Source organism: Actinomadura sp. 6K520, assembly GCF_004349245.1.
Classification (GTDB): domain Bacteria; phylum Actinomycetota; class Actinomycetes; order Streptosporangiales; family Streptosporangiaceae; genus Spirillospora.
In genome coordinates this window covers 38,367-57,120 of record NZ_SMLC01000014.1, presented here as the reverse complement: position 1 = coordinate 57,120, position 18,754 = coordinate 38,367, and the positions used below count along the sequence as shown (strand labels likewise).

Annotated in this window: 16 protein-coding genes; 4 read left to right on the top strand and 12 right to left on the bottom strand. The window is 74.2% G+C overall.

Translation table 11 applies throughout. From position 1 onward, the window contains the following. Positions 1-50: 50 nt before the first annotated feature. From E1289_RS06350 to E1289_RS06335, 4 genes are read right to left on the bottom strand one after another with little or no spacing between them, the layout of a single operon-like run. Positions 51-710: a GntR family transcriptional regulator gene (locus tag E1289_RS06350; protein WP_131976255.1), complete on the bottom strand. Its 660-nt coding sequence runs from the start codon at positions 708-710 to the stop codon at positions 51-53. Between the two features lie 18 nt (positions 711-728). Then, positions 729-1,514 carry a maleate cis-trans isomerase gene (locus tag E1289_RS06345; RefSeq protein ID WP_131976254.1) on the bottom strand — a complete coding sequence of 262 codons (786 nt, stop codon included), beginning with the start codon at positions 1,512-1,514 and terminating at the stop codon, positions 729-731. Positions 1,515-1,550: 36 nt separating this feature from the next. Next, entirely contained in the window at positions 1,551-2,312 is a 762-nt protein-coding gene (locus E1289_RS06340; protein WP_131976252.1) for an Asp/Glu racemase, read from the bottom strand. A 16-nt stretch (positions 2,313-2,328) separates the two neighbouring features. After that, the gene (locus E1289_RS06335) at positions 2,329-2,811 is read right to left on the bottom strand and encodes a DUF3830 family protein (protein WP_207928823.1); all 483 of its coding nucleotides are present in this window, start codon (positions 2,809-2,811) and stop codon (positions 2,329-2,331) included. 343 nt (positions 2,812-3,154) lie between these two features. On the opposite strand from E1289_RS06335, the gene E1289_RS06330 reads away from it, so the two are divergent. Together E1289_RS06330 and E1289_RS06325 are read left to right on the top strand one after the other, a co-directional pair. Continuing rightward, positions 3,155-4,081, top strand: coding sequence for a D-2-hydroxyacid dehydrogenase (locus E1289_RS06330; RefSeq protein WP_243712650.1), 927 nt, complete (start codon positions 3,155-3,157; stop codon positions 4,079-4,081). Between the two features lie 23 nt (positions 4,082-4,104). Beyond that, positions 4,105-5,514 carry an amidase gene (locus E1289_RS06325; RefSeq protein ID WP_131976247.1) on the top strand — a complete coding sequence of 470 codons (1,410 nt, stop codon included), beginning with the start codon at positions 4,105-4,107 and terminating at the stop codon, positions 5,512-5,514. Here the strand turns inward: E1289_RS06325 and E1289_RS06320 are convergent. After that, a complete protein-coding gene (locus E1289_RS06320; protein ID WP_165970369.1) occupies positions 5,498-6,511 on the bottom strand; it encodes an alcohol dehydrogenase catalytic domain-containing protein in 1,014 nt (337 codons plus the stop codon). The two genes, E1289_RS06325 and E1289_RS06320, sit on opposite strands and share 17 nt — an antisense overlap. A gap of 109 nt (positions 6,512-6,620) precedes the next feature. Here E1289_RS06320 and E1289_RS06315 point away from each other — a divergent pair, with 109 nt between their 5' ends. Next, a complete protein-coding gene (locus E1289_RS06315) occupies positions 6,621-7,331 on the top strand; it encodes a TetR/AcrR family transcriptional regulator (RefSeq protein ID WP_131976243.1) in 711 nt (236 codons plus the stop codon). Here E1289_RS06315 and E1289_RS06310 read toward each other — a convergent pair. The 4 genes from E1289_RS06310 to E1289_RS06295 form a co-directional block, all read right to left on the bottom strand. Further along, positions 7,328-7,987: a DUF1707 domain-containing protein gene (locus tag E1289_RS06310; protein WP_243712648.1), complete on the bottom strand. Its 660-nt coding sequence runs from the start codon at positions 7,985-7,987 to the stop codon at positions 7,328-7,330. The genes E1289_RS06315 and E1289_RS06310 overlap by 4 nt on opposite strands. Positions 7,988-7,996: 9 nt before the next feature. Continuing rightward, the gene (locus E1289_RS06305) at positions 7,997-10,297 is read right to left on the bottom strand and encodes an FdhF/YdeP family oxidoreductase (protein WP_131976241.1); all 2,301 of its coding nucleotides are present in this window, start codon (positions 10,295-10,297) and stop codon (positions 7,997-7,999) included. 129 nt (positions 10,298-10,426) lie between these two features. Further along, on the bottom strand, positions 10,427-11,512 hold the full coding sequence (locus tag E1289_RS06300; protein ID WP_243712647.1) for a trypsin-like peptidase domain-containing protein: 1,086 nt from the start codon (positions 11,510-11,512) through the stop codon (positions 10,427-10,429). Between the two features lie 106 nt (positions 11,513-11,618). Further along, the gene (locus E1289_RS06295; protein WP_131976239.1) at positions 11,619-12,599 is read right to left on the bottom strand and encodes a phosphotriesterase; all 981 of its coding nucleotides are present in this window, start codon (positions 12,597-12,599) and stop codon (positions 11,619-11,621) included. Positions 12,600-12,728: 129 nt separating this feature from the next. Between E1289_RS06295 and E1289_RS06290 the strand changes: the two genes are divergently transcribed. Further along, complete coding sequence (locus E1289_RS06290) at positions 12,729-13,382, top strand: TetR/AcrR family transcriptional regulator (RefSeq protein ID WP_243712646.1); 654 nt, start codon at positions 12,729-12,731, stop codon at positions 13,380-13,382. Here the strand turns inward: E1289_RS06290 and E1289_RS06285 are convergent. From E1289_RS06285 to E1289_RS38020, 3 genes are all read right to left on the bottom strand, one after another. Then, positions 13,371-14,645 (bottom strand): multidrug effflux MFS transporter, encoded by a 1,275-nt coding sequence (locus tag E1289_RS06285; protein ID WP_131976237.1) that lies wholly within the window; start codon positions 14,643-14,645, stop codon positions 13,371-13,373. The two genes, E1289_RS06290 and E1289_RS06285, sit on opposite strands and share 12 nt — an antisense overlap. Before the next feature lie 129 nt (positions 14,646-14,774). Then, positions 14,775-16,511, bottom strand: a complete 1,737-nt coding sequence (locus E1289_RS06280) for a hypothetical protein (protein ID WP_131976235.1) — start codon at positions 16,509-16,511, stop codon at positions 14,775-14,777. 3 nt (positions 16,512-16,514) lie between these two features. Next, complete coding sequence (locus E1289_RS38020) at positions 16,515-18,752, bottom strand: hypothetical protein (protein ID WP_165970368.1); 2,238 nt, start codon at positions 18,750-18,752, stop codon at positions 16,515-16,517. Positions 18,753-18,754: the final 2 nt, after the last annotated feature.

The window sequence follows — 18,754 nt, the reverse complement described above, 5'->3', positions numbered from 1 at the left end:
CCGGATGTCCAGCGCCGAGGGGCCGCTCCGGTTCGGCGCCGCCGGAAGAGCTAGGGGAGGCGGAGCCGCTCGATGGAGTCGGTCATGTGCTCCTCGATGAGGGTCAGCAGCCGCTCCTCCTCGCCGTCGCCGATCGCGTCCACCAGCCGCCGGTGCTCCTCGACCAGCTCGGACGGCTCCGGGTAGGTGTCCTGCAGCGCGTTGAGGCACATGCGGGTCTCCACCAGGAGCGTGTGCGCCATCCGCTCCAGCCGGGGGCTGCCGGACGAGCTGACCAGGACCTCGTGGAACGCCTGGTCGGCGTCGCTCATCGCGACCCGGTCCCGCTGGTCGGCCGCGTCGATGAGCGCGTCGAGGGCGTCGGTGAGCCTGGCGACGGCCTCCCCGCGGTTCCGCTCCATGATCAGCTGGCACGCCTCCCGCTCGATCGCGAGCCGGGCGAGGTAGACGTCCTCGACGTCGCCCTCGTCCAGGGTGATGACGAACAGCCCGCGGTGGGGTTCGCTGACCAGCAGCCCCTCCTGGACGAGCCGCTGCATCGCCTCGCGCAGGGGGCCCCGGCTGATGCCGAGCCGGCCGGCCAGCTCGGCCTCGCCGAGCTGGGCGCCGGGCTCCAGCGACCCGTACATGATCGCCGAGCGCAGCTCGTCCGAGACGATCTCGACGGTCGACTTGCGGGGGACAGGTTCCAGCTCACCCAATCGGCCCATTGCCGCGGGGCCCCTTTCTCATAGCTGCCAGATATCGCGTCCCCGCTCGGCGGCGCCGGCCGGGACGGCGGCGGGCTCGGCGAACAGCCGGCCCAGCCCGGTGCGCGGGGCGAGCCCCCCGGGACCGGACGCGAGCCTCAGCCCCTCCCACACGCTCACCTGGTTGGCGGTCAGTACCGGCTTGCCGACCCGTGCCTCCAGCTCGTCGAGCCAGGACACGGTGTGCAGCGCGGTGTCGGGCACCAGCACCGCCTCGGCGTCCGGATGGTCGTTGGCCGTGACGAAGGCGAGCACCTCGTCGCGGCCCAGGGTGCCGACCTCGGCGGCGGTGATGATGCCCCGGCAGGACAGCGCCACCACCTCGATGCCGGCGTGGCCGAGGAACGCCACGAACCGCTCCGCGACGTCGGCCGGGTAGGTCGCGGCGATCGCGACCCTGGTCACCCCGAGGGCACGCGCGGCGTTCACGAAGGCGAACGAGGTGCTGGACGCGGGCACGCCCGTGGCCTCGCGGACGCCCTCGACCTGCCGCGCCGCACCGTCCCAGCCGAACACGAAGCTCCCGCTGGTGCAGGCCCACACGGCGGCCTGGACGCCCATGTCGCGCAGGACGCCGGCGCCCTCGGCCAGTACGTCGGCGCCGCCGATGTCCAGCAGCGCGTCGACCCGGTGGGCGTCCTCGCGCATCAGCGTGTGCACGACCGGCAGGTGCACCCCGCCGAGAGCGCGCTCGATGGCGGGGTAGTCGGCCTCGGCGCTGTAGCCGGGGTAGAGGAACCCGGCGCTCAATCTGTTCTGTGGCATCGAATCGTCAATCCTACCCTCGGGCTCCAGCGGTGATCAGGCGGCGGTGGACGGGGCCAGCTGCACGAGCGACTGCCCGGGACCGGCCGCGGAGCGGCCCATCGAGCGCAGCGCGGTGCACATCGTGACCTGGTTGGCGGTGAGGACCGGCTTGCCGATCATCTGTTCCAGCGGGGCGATGATGTCGTAGGTCGGCACGTTCGTGCAGCTGATGAAGACGGCCTCGGCCTCGGGGCCGTCGACCGCCGACACCGCCGACACGATCTCGCCGTAGCCGACCTTCCAGATGTGGCTGAGCAGCCCCATCCCGACCGACGACACCACTTCGATGCCGTACTCGCCGAGAAAGGACACCAGCCGCTCGGTGACCGCGTCGATGTAGGGGGTGACGACGGCGACGCGGCTGACGTCGAGGAGCCGGAGCGACTCCACCAGCGCGCCCGACGTCGTCGTGGAGACCGGCGCGCCGGCCAGCCGCATCGACTCGTGCAGCCGCAGCTCGCCCGCCTTGCCGCCGATGAAGCTCCCCGACGCGCAGGCGTACGCGACGGCGAGCGGCTCGGGGGCCAGCACGTCCCGCGTGGCCTGCCGGACGATGGACTGGTCGGACAGCGCGGACGCCATCTCGACGGTGACCGGCACCGGGACGTACGGAAGCCTCGTCATGAACAGCGACACGTCGTCGGGCGTCCAGCGCCACAGCTCGCGGTCGAGGGCGAAGTCGAAGGGCGCGACCACGCCGATGCCGTGCTGGGCGAGCAGCTCGGGGCCGACGACCAGCGTGGGGTCGAATGTCATTTGCGCGCCCACCGCTCTAGGACTCAAGACGGCTGTAGACCAGGCGCTCGCCGACACCGCCGGAGCGCCAGACGTCGTTGCAGGCCTCGGCCATGCGGCCCAGGCCGTCGACGATCGTCGCGTACACGTTGCCGGGGACCCAGCCGACGTCCCCGTTGAGCAGCAGGTTGTTGCGGCCGTAGAAGATCGCGAGGTCGATCACGCCGGGCAGCGTGTGGATGTTCTTCTCCTCCTTGAAGCGGCGGTCGAGCATGCCGCCGGCGAAGGAGAAGTAGACGACGTCACCGGGGATCGGGGTGACGGTGGGGTTCTCGAGGCCGACCTCATCCTCGGTGAACCTCTCGACCATCGTGTAGACCTCGTTCCGCGCGTACTTGGCGTGGTAGGCGTCCCCGCCGAGCGGGAGGGAGTTCCACACCGCCTCGCAGGTGCGCGGCGCGTCCTTCTCCAGCAGTTCCGCGACGCACGAGACGCCGCGACGCTCCAGAGTGATGGTCATGAGCTTGGGCATGCTGGGCCTCCCCGTGGACAGGGGTGGGCGAGAACGTCGCCACCCGAAGGACTCTTCCGTTAGAGCGCTCTGGGATCCGTCCTGGCCTTGCGTGGGCAGGTTGCGACGGTCTTGCAGCACACGACATCTCAGTGCGGTGCCCGGGGCCGCAGTGCACCGCGCTGATTGTTGACAATCCTACGAAACGTTCCTAGCGTGTCAATGCCTCCCTGCGTTGCCTTCACGTAAACTCTGGTCTCCCTGAAAGTGGCGCTCCATGGACCCTGTTCCGCCCGCACCCGGAGGGCCGCCCGACGTGGTGGTCCTGACCGGGGACGTCCGCCCACGGGGCATGGCCGACGCGGAGCGTCTCGCCCACGTACGTTACGTGCGCGAAGCGGAGCTCGCCGACGCCCTGCCCGGCGCGGACGTCCTGTTCGTGTGGGACTTCCTCTCCGACGCGGTCGCCGGGGCGTGGCCGCGGACCGGCGGGCCGGACTGGGTCCACATCGCGAGCGCCGGGGTCGACCGGCTGCTCTTCCCCGGCCTGGTCGAGTCCGGCACGGTCGTCACCAACTCGCGCGGCGTCTTCGACGAGCCGATCGCGGAGTACGTCCTCGGCCTGGTGCTCACCTTCGCCAAGGACCTGCACACGACCGTCCGGCTCCAGGGCGAGCGCCGCTGGCGGCACCGCGAGACCGAGCGCGTCACCGGCGCCCGCGCCCTGGTCGTCGGCACCGGGCCGATCGGCCGCGCGATCGGCCGCCGCCTGTCGGCCGCGGGCCTGGCCGTGTCCGGCGCGGGCCGCACGCCGCGCGACGCCGACCCCGACCTCGGTGTCGTCCACCCGGTGGAGCGGCTGGACGAGGCGCTCGCCGAGGCCGACTACGTCGTGCTGGCGGCGCCGCTCACCCCGCAGACCCGCCACATGATCGACGCCGCCGCGCTCGGCCGGATGCGGCCGTCCGCGCGGCTCGTCAACGTGGGGCGCGGCGCGCTGGTGAACGAGGCCGATCTGGTCGCGGCGCTGCGGGCCGGCCGGATCGCGGGCGCGGCGCTCGACGTCTTCGAGGACGAGCCGCTCCCGGAGTCGTCCCCGCTGTGGGACATGCCGAACGTGCTCGTCTCCCCGCACATGTCCGGCGACGTGGTCGGCTGGCGGGACGAGCTGGTCCGGCTGTTCGCCGCCAACCTCGACCGCTATGTCGGCGGGCGCCCGCTGCGCAACGTCGTGGACAAGCGGCTCGGCTACGTGGGTTCACCGCAGAAGGTCGGCTGACCTGTGCATCGGAGGGGGTTGCAGTGACCGTGACGAAGACCGACGCGGCCGATCTGACCGCGGCCGAGCTGCTGGGGGAGTACGAGGCCGGGACGCTCTCCCCGGTCGAGGCGGCGCAGGCCGTGCTCGACCGGATCGAGCGCGACGACCCCGCGCTCAACGCGTTCTGCCTGGTCGACGCGGACACCACGCTCGACATGGCCCGCGCGGCGGCCGACCGCCGGGCGCGGGGCGCGACGCTCGGCCCGCTGGACGGCGTGCCGGTCTCCATCAAGGACGTCCTGCTCACCCGCGGCTGGCCCACGCTGCGCGGCTCCACGACGATCGACCCGGCGGGCCCGTGGGACGAGGACGCCCCGTCGGTCGCCCGGCTCCGCGAGCAGGGCGCGGTCTTCGTCGGCAAGACGACCACGCCGGAGTTCGCGTGGAAGGGCGTCACCGACAACCCGCGCAACGGCGTCACCCGCAACCCGTGGGACCCGTCCCGCACGCCGGGCGGGTCGAGCGGCGGCGCGGCGGCGGCCGTCGCGGCGGGCATGGCGCCACTCGCCCTCGGTACGGACGGCGGCGGCTCGGTGCGCATCCCCGCCGCGTTCACCGGCACGTTCACCATCAAGCCGACCTACGGCCGCATCCCGCACTACCCGGCGAGCCCGTTCGGGACGCTCGCGCACGTCGGCCCGATGACGAACACCGTCGCGGACGCGGCGCTGCTGCTCGACGCGATCTGCGGACCGGACGGCCGCGACTGGTCCTCGCTCGCGCCGCCGGACGTCCCGTTCACCGAGGCCCGCCCGGACGACCTCACCGGCCTGCGCGTCGCGTTCAGCCCCGACCTCGGCTTCGCGGAGGTCGATCCGGAGATCGCGGCGTCCGTCGCGGCCGCCGCCGAGGTGTTCGCCGAGCTGGGCGCCAAGGTCGAGCAGGCCGACCCCGGCTTCGGCGACCCCGTCGAGGAGTTCGAGGTCCTGTGGTTCGCGGGCGCCGCGAAGGTCGTCGACCACCTGCCGCCCGAGGCGCGCGCCCGGCTCGACCCGGGCCTGCGGGAGATCTGCGAGCAGGGCGCCGGGTACTCGGCCCTCGACTACCTCACCGCCACGGCCCGCCGGATGGAGCTGGGCCGCGTCATGGGCCTGTTCCACGAGCGCTACGACCTGCTGCTCACCCCGACGATGCCGATCGCGGCGTTCGAGGCCGGCCTGGAGGTGCCGCCGGGTTCCCCGTCCCCGCGCTGGACGGGCTGGACCCCGTTCACCTACCCGTTCAACATGACGCAGCAGCCCGCCGCGAGCCTGCCGTGCGGCTTCACCTCGGCCGGACTGCCGATCGGCCTCCAGGTCGTCGGTGCCCGCCACGCCGACGCCCTGGTCATGGCCGCCTGCCACGCCTTCGAGCAGGCCCGTCCGTGGCGGCGGTTCAGCCGAACGCGATGACCGCGCGGCCCCGGTGGACGCCCGCGTCCATGTCGGTGAGGATGCGCGGCGCGTCGTCCAGCGGGACGGTCGTGACCTCGGGGACGATCCCGTGCGCCACCGCGAAGTCCAGGGTGTCGCGCAGGTCGTGCGGGGATCCGGACGGCACGCCCATCACTCGGAGCCGGTTGGAGACGAGGGCGGCGGGCGGCACCTCCACGTTGGCGGCGCCGAATCCGAGGTAGAGCAGGGTGCCGTCGGGGCGCAGGCCGCCGAACGCGGCGAGCCCCGTGCCGGTGTCGGGTGCGGTGTTCATGATGACGTCCGCGCCGCCCCATGCCCGCAGGGCGCCGGCGGGGTCCTCTTCCGCGGTGGCGACGAACTGTTCGGCGCCGAAGCGGCGGGCCTCGTCCTCGGCGCGGCGGGAGCGGGACACCACGGCGACCCGGGCGCCCATCGCGGCGGCGAACCGCACGGCCATCATGCCGACGCCGCCGGTGCCGAGGACGGCGACCTTCGACCCGGCGACCGCGCCGGCCTGGCGCAGCCCGTTGAAGGCGGTGATCCCGGCGCACATCAGCGGCGCGCCGGCCACGGGGTCGAGCCCGTCGGGCAGCGGGGTGACGAAACCGGAGCGGCCGACGAAGTACTCGCCGTAGCCGCCGTCGCGGTTGACGCCGGTGACCTGTCGCGGCAGCTCGCCGCACAGGATCTGGTCGCCGCGCACGCACTGGTCGCAGTGGCCGCATGAGCCGTACGGCCAGGCGGCGCCGACGCGGGTGCCGACCGCCGGCCACCCGACGCCCGCGCCGAGCGCGGCGACGACGCCGCTGATCTCGTGGCCCGGCACGACCGGGAACGTCCCGAAGGCGTAGTGCCCCCGCAGGTGGTTGATCTCGGAGAAGCACATTCCGCACGCGGTGACCTTGACGAGGATCTCGCCGGGGCCCGGTTCGGGCACCTCCCGCTCGACGATCTCCAGCGGCTTGCCGGGTGCGGACAGAAGCGCGCTGCGCATGGCAGGTCTCCTCTCGGACGTCGTCCATAGCGTTGATATAGCTATAACCATAGCGCCGCTACAGGAGTTCGCATAGCGGTGCTCAGGAAATTTCTGTAACGTCGATTTCGTGACCGCGCAGCAGGACCTCGACACCCGGGACCGCATCCTGCGGGCGGCCGCCCGGCTGCTGGCCGAGGCCGGCGGCGAGCCGGTCTCGACGCGCGCCGTCTGCACGGCGGCCGGGGTCGGGGCGCCGACCCTCTACCACCACTTCGGCGACAAGCGCGGGCTGTTCGACGCCGTCGCCGCCTACGGCTTCGAGAGGTACCTGGCGGGCAAGCGAGCCCAGGAGAGCACCGGCGACCCGGTCGACGACCTGCGCCGCGGCTGGGACCTGCACGTCGAGTACGGCCGCACGAACCCCGCGTTCTACACCCTGATGTACGGCACGTCCCGGACGCCGCCCATCGCGGCGGAGGCGCACCGCATCCTGCTCGGCCTCGTCGCGGCGGCCGCCCGCGCCGGGCGGCTCCGCGTCCCCGTCGGCACGGCCGCCCGGATGATCCACGCCGCCGGGGTCGGCGTCACCCTCGCGCTCATCGCGGGCGAGGGCGGCGAGCCGGACGGGGCGGCGGACGACGAACTGTCCGAGCGGACGAGGGAGGCGGTCCTCGCCGCGGTCACCGTCCCCCGCGAAGGGGAGGGCGCCGCGCGGCACCCGGCCGCGGCCCGCGCGGTGGCGCTGCGCGCCGCGCTGGCCGCCGATCCGCCGGCACGGCTGTCCGCACCGGAGACGGCCCTGCTCGGCGAATGGCTGGACCGGATCGCCGACGCCTAGTCTGCTTCGGGCGGCCGGAGTTCCTTCTCGCGCTTCTGCTGCCGGCTCGCTTTGCGGCGCTTCACCCCGACGCCGCCCCAGAACGCCAGGCCCCTGATGACGACCGTGGGTGCGCCGGGCACGCCCGGGCCGCTCGCCCGCTGGTCGAAGCCGCCCATGATCCCGAGGCCCTTGACGTGCACGGTGATGTCGTCCGGCACGACGATCTCGACGCCGCCCATGATGGCGAAGGCCCGGATCGTCGTCTCCGGCTCCGCGAACCGCGCGTCGCGCAGGTCGATCTTCCCGCCGCCCCAGAACGCGAACGCCCGGAACCTGCGGGGGACGTTCCACACGCCCGCCCGCCGGAACCCGCTCATGATCCCGACGCCGCCCTTCCAGGACGGCGCGCCCGCCACCGGCCGCCACGCCGCCGCGCCGGACGGCGCGGGCGGCGGTGCCGCGCCGGGCGCGGGCAGGTCACGGGTGAGCGGCTCCAGGTCCGCGTACGTCTTGGCCGCGTACACCGCGTCCAGACGCTCGTCCAGCTCCTCCAGCGTCAGCCGCCCGTCGCCGGCCGCGTCCCGCAGCACGTGCGCGACCCGGTCGCGGTCGGCGTCACCGGCCCGCATCTCCGGCGACGCGGGAGGTCCGGCGCGGTCGGGGAGGTTCGTCATGCCCCGAGCCTAAACCAGGTCGGGCTCCCGGGGGCTCGCCGGTTCCAGCCGGACGATCACCGATTTGGAGGTCGGGGTGTTGCTCACCTCGGCGGTGCTGTCGAGGGGGACGAGGACGTTGGTCTCCGGGAAGTACGCCGCCGCGCAGCCCGCCGCGGTCGGGTAGGCGACGGCGCGGAAGGCCGGGGCGCGGCGCTCCACGCCGTCCTCCCACTCGGAGACCAGGTCGACCGGCGCGCCGTCCGCCAGCCCGAGCGCGGACAGGTCGGCGGGGTTGACGAACACGACGCGGCGCCCGGCCTTGATGCCCCGGTAGCGGTCGTCCAGCCCGTACACGGTGGTGTTGTACTGGTCGTGGCTCCGGACGGTCTGCAGCAGCAGCCGTCCCTCCGGGACCCGCAGGACCTCCAGCTCGTTCACCGTGAGGTTGGCCTTGCCCGTCGCGGTGGGGAACCTGCGCTCGTCGCGCGGCGCGTGCGGGAGCGTGAACCCGCCGGGCTCGCGGACGCGGGCGTTGAAGCGGGCGAACCCGGGCACGACGCGGGAGATGTGGTCGCGGATCACGTCGTAGTCGTGTTCCATCGCCGCCCACCCGATGCCCGAGCCGGGGAGCGTCGCCCTCGCCAGGCGGCAGACGATCGACACCTCGGACAGCAGGTGGGGCGAGGCGGGGGCGAGGCGGCCCCGCGAGGCGTGCACCATCCCCATCGAGTCCTCGACGGAGACGAACTGCGGCCCGGACTCCTGCTCGTCGCGCTCGGTGCGGCCGAGCGCCGGCAGGATCAGCGCCAGCTCGCCGGCCTCGGCGTGCGAGCGGTTGAGCTTGGTGGACACCTGCGCGGTCAGCCGGCAGTTCCGCAGCGCCGCCTCGGTGACCGCGGAGTCGGGGGTGGCGCGGACGAAGTTGCCGCCCATGCCGAGGAACACCTTCGCGCGGCCGTCCCGCATGGCGCGGATCGCGTTCACGGTGTCCACGCCGTGCTCGCGCGGCGGCTCGAACCCGAACTCGGCGGCGAGGGCGTCCAGGAACCCGGGCTTCGGCCGCTCCCAGATGCCCATCGTCCGGTCGCCCTGCACGTTGGAGTGGCCGCGCACGGGGCAGACGCCCGCGCCGGGACGGCCGATGTTGCCGCGCAGCAGCAGGAAGTTGACGATCTCGCGGATCGTGGGGACGGAGTTGCGGTGCTGGGTGAGGCCCATCGCCCAGCAGACGATGATCCGCTCGGCCCGCAGGACGTCGTTGAGCGCGCCGCCGATCTCGGCGCGGGTCAGCCCGGTCGCCTCCAGCACGTCGTCCCAGTCGAGGCCGAGGACGTGCTGCTCGAACGCCTCGAACCCGTGGGTGTGCGCGTCGAGGAACCCGCGGTCGACGGCGTCCGGCGCGTCCGACTCCAGCAGCATCCGGTTGAGCGCCTGGAACAGGGCGAGGTCGCCGTTCAGCCGGATCTGCAGGAACCGGTCGGCGAGCACGGTGCCCCGGGCCGCGATCCCGGTCGGGCGCTGCGGGTTCTTGAACCGCAGCAGCCCCGCCTCGGGCAGCGGGTTGACGGCGACGATCCGCGCGCCCGCCTTCTTGGCCCGCTCCAGCGCGGACAGCATCCGCGGGTGGTTCGTCCCCGGGTTCTGCCCGACGACGAAGATCAGGTCGGCGCGGTCGAAGTCCTCCAGCAGCACCGAGCCCTTGCCGATGCCGATCGTCTCGCTCAGCGCCGACCCGGACGACTCGTGGCACATGTTGCTGCAGTCCGGCAGGTTGTTCGTGCCGAACGCGCGGACGAACAGCTGGTAGGCGAACGCGGCCTCGTTGCTCGTGCGGCCCGAGGTGTAGAAGACGGCCTCGTCCGGCGAGTCCAGCGCGTTCAGCTCCGCCGCCAGCAGGCCGAACGCCTCGTCCCAGGACACCGGCTCGTAGTGCGCGGACCCGGCCCGCTTCAGCATCGGCTCGGTGAGGCGTCCCTGCTGCCCGAGCCAGTGGTCGGAGCGCTCCGCCAGCTCGGCCACGGTGTGCCGGGCGAAGAACTCGCGGGTGACCCGCCGCGTGGTGGCCTCCTCGGCGACGGCCTTGGCGCCGTTCTCGCAGAACTCGGCGAGGTGCCGGCGCTCACCTTCCGGCCAGGCGCACCCCGGGCAGTCGAAACCCGTCTTCTGGTTGACGCGCGCCAGCGTCAGCGCGGTGCGCCGGACCCCCATCTGCTCGTACGACCGCCGGAGTGCGGCCGTGATGCCGGGCACGCCGGCGGACCAGGTCTTCGCCTCCGAGACCTCAAGATCGGCGTCGTCGAAGTCACCGGAAGGCGCCTTGCGGCTCATCGCACCCACATCCTCGTAGTCGCCCGGGATTCCTCTCACTCTCGCACGAGGACGCGCTCGCGGCCCTCAACGAAACCGCATCGGGGAGACGCGCGCATGCCGAGGCGGGCATGGGCGTCCGGGCGGGCGCTACTGGGGAGGCCCCTCGGCAAGGCGGATCGTGGCGGACACGGCGGCGCCCTGGGCGGTCGTCCACTCCAGCTGGACGACATCGCCTGGATGATGGGCCAGCATCAACGTGGTGAGGGTGGTGGGCGAGTCCACGCCCCGGCCGTCGAAGGTGACGATGGAGGCCCCGACCGGTATGCGCGCGGCCTCGGCGGGGGAGCCGGGCACGACCTCGGCGACGACGGCGCCCCGCGAGTTGCGGTTGGAGCGGACCTTGACGCCCAGCATGGCGGTCGGCCCGATGTGCACGGTGATGGACGCCTCGCCGCGCTGGATCTGCCGTGCGACGTCCAGGGCCCGGTCCGACGGGATCGCGTACCCGCGGTGGTTCTTGCTCTCGGCCGCGTTGCGCGAGAGGCCGGCGGACGCGGCGGTGTTGATGCCGATCACCTTGCCGTCCGTGTTCAGCAGCGGCCCGCCCGAGTCGCCCGGCTCGATCGGCGCGTCGGTCTCGATCAGGCCGCTGAGCCGCTCGGTGGTCCCGCTGCTGTCGTCGCGGGCGGTCACGGACTGCTCCAGGGCGGTCACCTCGCCGGTGACCACCCGGGGCTTGCCGCCTTCACCGCCCGCGTTGCCCACGGCGGTGACCGGGTCGCCCACGCCCACGCCGGACGCGGAGGCGAACGCGGCGGCCTTGAGCCGGGACGCGCCCTCCAGCCGGATCACCGCGATGTCGCCCGCGCGGTCGTAGCCGACGACCCGCGCGGTGTAGGTGCGGCGGTTGTCGGTGTCGGTGCCCTCGATCCTGGTGGCGCCCCTGATCACGTGGTTGTTGGTCAGCACGAGCCCGGAGGCCGTGAGCACGACGCCCGTCCCGGCCGCGCGGGTGCCGCGCAGGTCCTGCTCGGTCTCGATGTTGACGACGCCGGGGCGGCGGCCGCTGGGCTTGGCGTCCTTGCTCTTGGGCGACGTGGTGACGGGCGGGGGGACGTGCTCGGCCGTCCCGCCCCCGACGACCCGGCAGCCCGGGACGAGCAGGGCGAGCAGCGTGACCAGGAACAACACCATCACGGCACGGGTGCCGCGACGCGTGTTCTCTTCGCTCACCTGGCCGCCTCCCTCACTGTCCTCCCCATGATTTCCCGAAATGCGGTGATTAGTCGTTCAGGAGGGGCGAACGTGACCAGGTGGTCGCCGGCGGGTGCCGGAATGTTCAGCGGGTGAAGTACCGCCGCGGATTGGCCACGAGCATCTGGTCGATCCGGGCGTCGCCGACGCCGGCGGCGCGCAGGGCGGGCAGCACGTCGTCGGTGATGTGCCGGTAGTGCCAGTTCGGCTGTATCGCGGGGACCGTCGCCGGGTCGGGGCCGAACCAGTCGATGAAGCAGCTCGCGTCGTGGCTGAGCACGATCCGGTCGGCGTAGCCGCGCTCGCACAGGGCCGCGATGGTGGCCACCCGGTTCTCGGTCGGGTTGATGAGGTCGAGGCCGAAGCGGTCCATGCCGAGGATCGCGCCGGAGTCGGCGAGCGCCATCAGGTAGTCGAGGTCGTTGCTGTCGCCCGCGTGCCCTATCACGACCTTGCTCAGGTCCACGCCCTCCTTGCCGAGCAGGTCGACGACCGTCCGGCCCGCGTGGATGGAGCTCTCGGTGTGCACGGTGAGCGGCGCGCCCGTCTCGCGGTGGGCCGCGGCGACGGCCCGCAGCACCCGCTCGACCCCGGGGGTGAGCCCGGGGGCGTCCACGGCGCACTTGAGGAACGCCGCCTTGACGCCCGTGCCGGCGATGCCCTCGGTCAGGTCGCGGACGAAGTCGGCGATCATCGGATCGGGGCCGACGTCCAGCATCGTGCCGGGACCGCGGTGGTGGAACTGGAACGGCAGGTCGTTGTAGGTGTAGATCCCCGTCGCCACGATGATGTTGAGCTCCGGCACCTGCTCGTTGATCCGCTGGATGCGCGGGATGTAGCGGCCGAGGCCCCACACGGTGGGGTCCGCGATCGTGCTGATGCCGCGTTCCGGCAGCTCGCGCAGCTTCGCCACCGCGTCGGCGACCTTCTCGTCCTCGTCCCACCAGTCGCCCGCGCCGTAGTTCTGGACGTTCTCGGTGCCGAGGACGAAGACGTGCTCGTGCATGAACGTGCGTCCCAGCCCGCCGACGTCGACGGGGCCGCGGACGGTCTCCACTGCGGGCATGAGCTCTCCCTCTGTCCGGGCGCCGTACGGACGCTGTACGGCACGGGTGCATACCGACCGGTCGGTTTTCTGGCAAGCTATGACGTGGGACAACATCGAGTCAATGCCTCGCCGGCGGGAGGTGCACGGGTGACGGACACGGCAGGGCCCGGCTCGGCGAGCCCCCGGTCGGCGGGGCCCGTGCGGTCGAGCGCGGTCGAGCGGCGGATCCTGGACGCGGCGCTCCGGCTGTTCGCCGAACGCGGTTTCGACGGGACGTCCGTGCAGGGCATCGTGGAGGCCGCCGAGGTCACCAAGGGCGCCCTCTACCACTACTTCGACTCCAAGGACGATCTCCTCTACGAGATCTACCACTCGCTGATCGCCCGGCAGCTCGCCGACCTCGGCGACGTCCTGGCGCGTGGGCTGCCGCCCCGCGAGGCCGTCCGCGCCGTGCTGGCCGGGCTGATCCGCAGCACGGCGGAGCACATCGACGAGGCGAAGGTCTTCTCCCGCGAGATGCACCGGCTGGACGGCGCCCGGATGCGCTCGGTCCGCGCCGACCGCCGCCGCTACCACGTGACGTTCCGCGGCCTCGTCGAGCAGGGGCAGCGGGACGGGGTGTTCAGCGACGCGACGCCCGCCGAGACCGTCACGATCGTCGCGCTCGGCATGGTGAACCAGATGCCGTCCTGGTACCGGGCGGACGGCCCGAAGCCTGCCGCGCGCCTCGCCGACGAGGTCGCGGGCTTCATCCTGACCGCCCTCGACGGCGGCCCCGAAGGCGGCGCGTCAGCGCGGTGACCCCGGTGACCCCGGTGCCGCGTCCACCGCGGTGCCCGCCCCGCTGCCGCGGGTGGCGGTCGCGGTGACGAGGGACGCCAGCACCGCCAGCGCGGCGATCGACACGGCCATCGGGACGGCGGTGTCCGGCCCGGCGATCCCGGCCAGCGGCGCGGCGGCCCCGCCCAGCGCGAACTGGGTGACGCCGAGCAGCGCCGAGGCGCTCCCGGCCACCCGGGACGCGGGGCCCGCCAGCGCCAGCGCCGTCGCGTTCGGCAGCACGAAACCCTGCCCGGAGGTGACCAGGAACAGGGCGGGCAGCACCCCGTACACGCCGGCGCCGGTGAAGACGGCGGCCAGCATGACCGCCCCGCCCGCCGTCATCATGCCGAGCCCGGCGGCCAGCAGCCGGCGCAGCCGCACCCGGCCGGCGAGCCGGCCGCCGACCTGCGCGGCGGCCACGGTCCCGAGGGCGTTGACGCCGAAGGCGATGCCGAACGTCTGCGGCGACAGCCCGTAGATGTCCTGCAGGACGAACGGCGACCCCGAGATGTAGGTGAACATCGCCCCGAACGACAGCCCGATCGTCAGGGCGTACCCGGCGAACATCCGGTCGGCCGCCAGGCCCCGGAACGTGCGGGCCGTCGCGCGCAGCCCGCCCGTCGCGCGGCGCGCCGGCGGCAGCGTCTCCTTCACCCCGAGCAGCGCGCCGAGGAACAGCGCGACGCCGACCCCGGACAGGACCGCGAACAGGCCCGGCCACGGCAGGAGCCGCAGCAGCTGCCCCCCGGCCGCCGGCGCGAGGATCGGGGCGAGCCCGGTGACCAGCATCAGCATCGAGAAGAACCGGGCGGCGGCCACGCCCTGGTACAGGTCGCGGACGATCGCCCGCGCGATCACGATCCCGGCGGCCCCGGTGGCGCCCTGCACCACCCGCAGCGCGATGAGCGTCTCCACGGTGGGGGCGGCGGCGCACAGCAGCGACGCGGCGGCGTACGCGGCCAGCCCGGCCAGCAGCGGCCGGCGCCGCCCCAGCGTGTCGCTGAGCGGGCCCGCCACCGCCTGCCCCGCGGCGAGACCGGCGACGCACGCGGTCAGCGTGAGCTGCGTCTGCATCGCGCCCGTCGACAGGTCGTCGGCCAGTGCGGGCAGCGCGGGCAGGTACAGGTCGATCGACAGCGGCCCGATGGCCGTCAGCGCCCCGAGGATGAGGATCAGCCAGAGCCGCCGGTCCATCCATCCGCCGGTCGCCGTATCGGCGGCTGGATCGGCCGTCTGGGTCATGGTCGCCTTCCGGTCGGGGGGCCGCGGTGTGGACGGTGCACAAAGAACGTCCAATCCGATGATGGATCGATATCTTCCTTGCCATCAGGGTGTGCTCGATCACAAGGAAGACATTCGGCACCGAAGGGGTCAGAAAGGGAAGCGTTCCGCGGCGGCGACGACCGCGCCCGTCACGGTCGCCACCGTGCCGGCCGACACTCCCGCGAGGACGGCCCAGCGCCCGGCCTGGTAGCCGAGGGGGACGCGGCTCGGACCGCGGCCCCGCACCGGCCACGGGGCGCGCAGCGGGGCCGTCCCGGGAAGTTCCTGGGCGGCGTCGTCGGGCGGCCGGACGCCGTTCGCCGCACCGGCGGGCGCCAGGCCGGTCACCCAGCCGAGCAGGTCGGCGACGTCCGCGGGCTCCGTCGCCAGGCCGGACGCGAAGTACCGCACCTGCCCCGCGAGCTGGTCGAGGGTCCGGACGGTGTTGCCGAGACCGACGTCCCCCAGCCATTCGCGCAGCCCCGCCTCGTCGTCCGGCCCCGCGTCGCCCAGGCAGCGGCCGATCTCGGTGCGGGCCAGCAGGTCGGTCTTGGTGACGACGACGGCGACCCGCTTCTGGTGCCCCTGGTCGGGCCGGGACCGCAGCTCGTTCAGCACCCGCTGCAACGTGTCGGCCGGGTCCTCCGCCGACGACGCGGCGGCCCGGTCGACGACCTCCCGCTCGTCGCCGGTCAGGGAGCCGCGCAACTGGGGGAGGGCGAACGGGTCCACGACGAACAGCAGCGCCTCGCTGTGCTCCAGATAGCGCAGCGACTCGACCTCCGTGGCGCCCGTGTAGTGCTCGCCGGCCGGGTCGAACAGGTAGAGGATCCGCCGGGCGCGCCCCGGGAGCTCCACGTCCACCATGGTCGCGAGCGGCAGCTCCGGGCCCGTCTTGGCGAGGCGCCCGCCGCGCTGGAACTCGCGGATCGCGCCCGCGTACGCCTGCGCGTGCCGCCGCTCCACGAACGCCAGCCGCCCGTGGACGGCGCGGGCCCGCGCGTGCAGGGCGCGGATCCCGAGGACCATGAACGTGGTCTTCCCGGCGGCCGGGCCGCCGACGAACGGCAGCGGCTCCACGCGGACCCGCCCGATCCGGTCGGGCAGCCGCCCCCCGCAGTGCGGGCAGTACGCGGCCAGCCGGAAACGCCCGAGCGGGACGGTCGTGGGCAGCCGCGCCCCGCAGCGGCACACGTGGCGGAACGCGCCGCCCGACCCGGGGGTGAGGCGGGGATGCCGCGCCCCGCACCCCGGGCACTCGTACTCGGGCAGCCCGATGCGCTCGTAGCAGAAGGGGTGCGGGCAGGTCTGCAGGATCCTGCCGTACATCATGAAGAGGCGCTCCACCGCCGCGAGGACGAGCACGCACCCCAGCCACACCGCGAGCCCCGCCGCGGCCACCAGCCCGTACAGGACGGTGAGCGCGAGCACGAACACGGCGGCGGGGACGGAGGCGGCCACGATGCCCGCGCACAGCGCCAGCCAGACGGGGAAGACGAAGAACCCCCAGAATCCGCCGAGCAGCAGCCGGGTCAGGCGGACGAGGACGGCCCGCGCGGTCCGGTACACCTGCGGCACGACCGTGCGGCTGATCGTCCACCAGTCGCGCCACACCTGGCCGAGCAGGTAGTGCCGGTAGGCGATCTTCGGTTCGGGGACCGGCGACGGCCCTTCGAGCGTGGACGGCGCGAGCGTCCGGCACGCGTGCAGGTAGTACAGGCCGAGCGCGGCGACCCCGGCCACGACGAGTGTCACTGCGAACAGCACCGGGAACACGTACATGAACCCCAGCCACATGGCCGCGCCCCACACGGCGATCAGCAGCAGCACGAGGATGGGATGCACGGGTCACCTCCCCCCGCGGGAGGAGTCGCCCTCGGCGAGGAGGTCCCGCAGCGCGGCCCGCAGCCGCGGGCTGCGCTCCAGGCGCACGTCGAGCTGCCGGCCCGCCAGCCACCGGCCCGCCGCCGCCCGCGCCCACCCCTCCAGGGCCGGTTCGGAGGCGCCGCGGGTCCGCATCCGCAGCACGACCTCGACCAGGTCGTTGCGCTGCTCGGCCTCGCCGCCGCGCAGCGGGGCACGGCCCGAGCGGGCGCGTCCGGGCAGCTCCTCGGTCCACCGCTCGCCGAGCCGGGCCCGGACGGGCGCGGGCAGGGCGGCCAGCAGCTCCGCCCGGAACGCGGGCGGCCGGCGGCAGAGCCGCCGCGCGGCTCCGACGAACGCCTCGCCCGCGAGCTGCGGGGTGGCGTCGCCGGCGTCCGCGATCTGCGCCAGCGCCCGTGCCGCCCGCGCCGGGCCCGCGGTGATGGCCGCCCCGTACGCCTGGACGAGGGCGGCGTCGCGTCCGGCGCGCCCGTCCGGCAGCACCTCCCGGACCCGCTCGGCCAGCCGCAGCGCGGCCGGTTCCGCCAGCCCGTCGCCGCCGGGGAACGCGAGGCGCGTGAACGTCCGGGACGGCAGCCCGGCCAGCGGGGCGCGGGCGGCCATCGCGTCCCCGTGGGCGTCCAGCAGGTCGGCGCATTCACCGGCGGACGGCGGCACCCGCCAGACCTCGTCGAGCGCCGCGTCGACGTCGCCGTCCAGCCGGAGCAGCTCCCCGGTGACCTGGATCCGGCGTTCCGGATACCGCCGCCCGACGGAGGCGAGCACGGCGCCGCCGACGGCGGGTGCGGCGCGCAGCCGTTCGGAGTGCGCGTGCAGCAGGTCGCAGTTGCCCGGCGTGAGCGCCGCCGCGCGTTCCCGCTCCCCGGCCTCGGCGAGCCCGCTGAGCACCCCGCCGAGGAGGGCGTCGCGCAGCCCGGCGGGGCAGCCGGCGAGCGCCGCGCCGAGGCCGGCGTCGCCGCGCCGCGCGCACCGCGCCGCCGCCGCGGCGACCTCCGCGGGATCGAGCCCCACCCCCGCCCGCTCCGCGATGCCCGCCGCGGCGGTGATCTCGGCCAGGCCGGCCGCCTCCGCCAGCGCGTCCGACACCCGCTCGCCGACGCGGAGCGAGCACTGCCGCGCGACGTCCGCCGCCCCCGCCGCCCGCGCCCGCTCGTGCAGGGCGAGCGCGAGGTCCAGCCCCATCGACGGGACGCCCGGGACGAGGTCGCGCCACACCCATTCGGGGATGCCGGACCCGCGCCGCGAAAGCAGCTCCGCAGCCGCGCCCTCCTCGGCCGCGGTGACGGTCGCGTCGCCCCGGCAGAGCGCCAGCAGCGCGGCGGCCCCCTCCTGCGCGGGGTCGTCCAGCGGCGCCAGCTCGCCGAGGGCGTCGAGGCCGGCGAAGTCGGGGCCGCGCCAGCAGCCGGCGACGGTCCGCGCGAAGCGGCTGGTCCGCCCGGCCGGGGTGCCCTCGCGGAGGTCGAAGGCGCGGGCGTGCGAGGCGCGGTGCCGGACGGCGGCCCAGATCGCGGGCGTGGTGCCGACGAGGCGCTGCGCCGCGCCGTCCGGGTCGGCGGTGTAGGTGACGAACGAGAGCCGCGCCGCCGCCGTCACCGGCAGCGAGTACGACACGACCGCGATCCAGCGGGCGATCAGCTCGACGTCGTCGGAGACGAGGACGACACGTCCGTGGCCCTGCCCGAGGACGCCCGCGACGGCGTCCACCAGGTGCCCGAGCAGCGCGTAGGGGTCGCCCTGCCCGGACTCGGCGAGCCACGCGGCGAGCGACTCCGGATCGAGTGCCGCGCCCGGGGTCAGCTCGTCCAGGGTGTCCAGGACCGCCGTCTCCGGTGCCGGGAGGTGCGCCCAGTGCGGCGCGTGCCACAGTTCGGCGGGGCGCAGCCCCTCCAGCTCGTCGGGTTCGGCGACGACCGCGTGCGCGAAGAAGTTGCCGTAGCGGCCCGAATAGTCGCGGCCGAGGTAGCGGCACCGCAGCAGCAGCGGGCGCCCGTCCACCCGGTCGTACAGCAGCGAGACGGGGAACAGGCCGAGCTCGGAGTCGTCGGGCGACGGCGGCGCGTCGGGCGGCGGGCGGTACGACAGGTACGGGGTCACGCCCGCCCGGACCCCGTCGGGCAGGCCCGGCGTCTCGGCGACGAACTGGAACCCGGCCCGGCCGGTGGGCCCGCTCCGGGCGGAGGTGTAGTGCAGCTGCCAGGCCACGG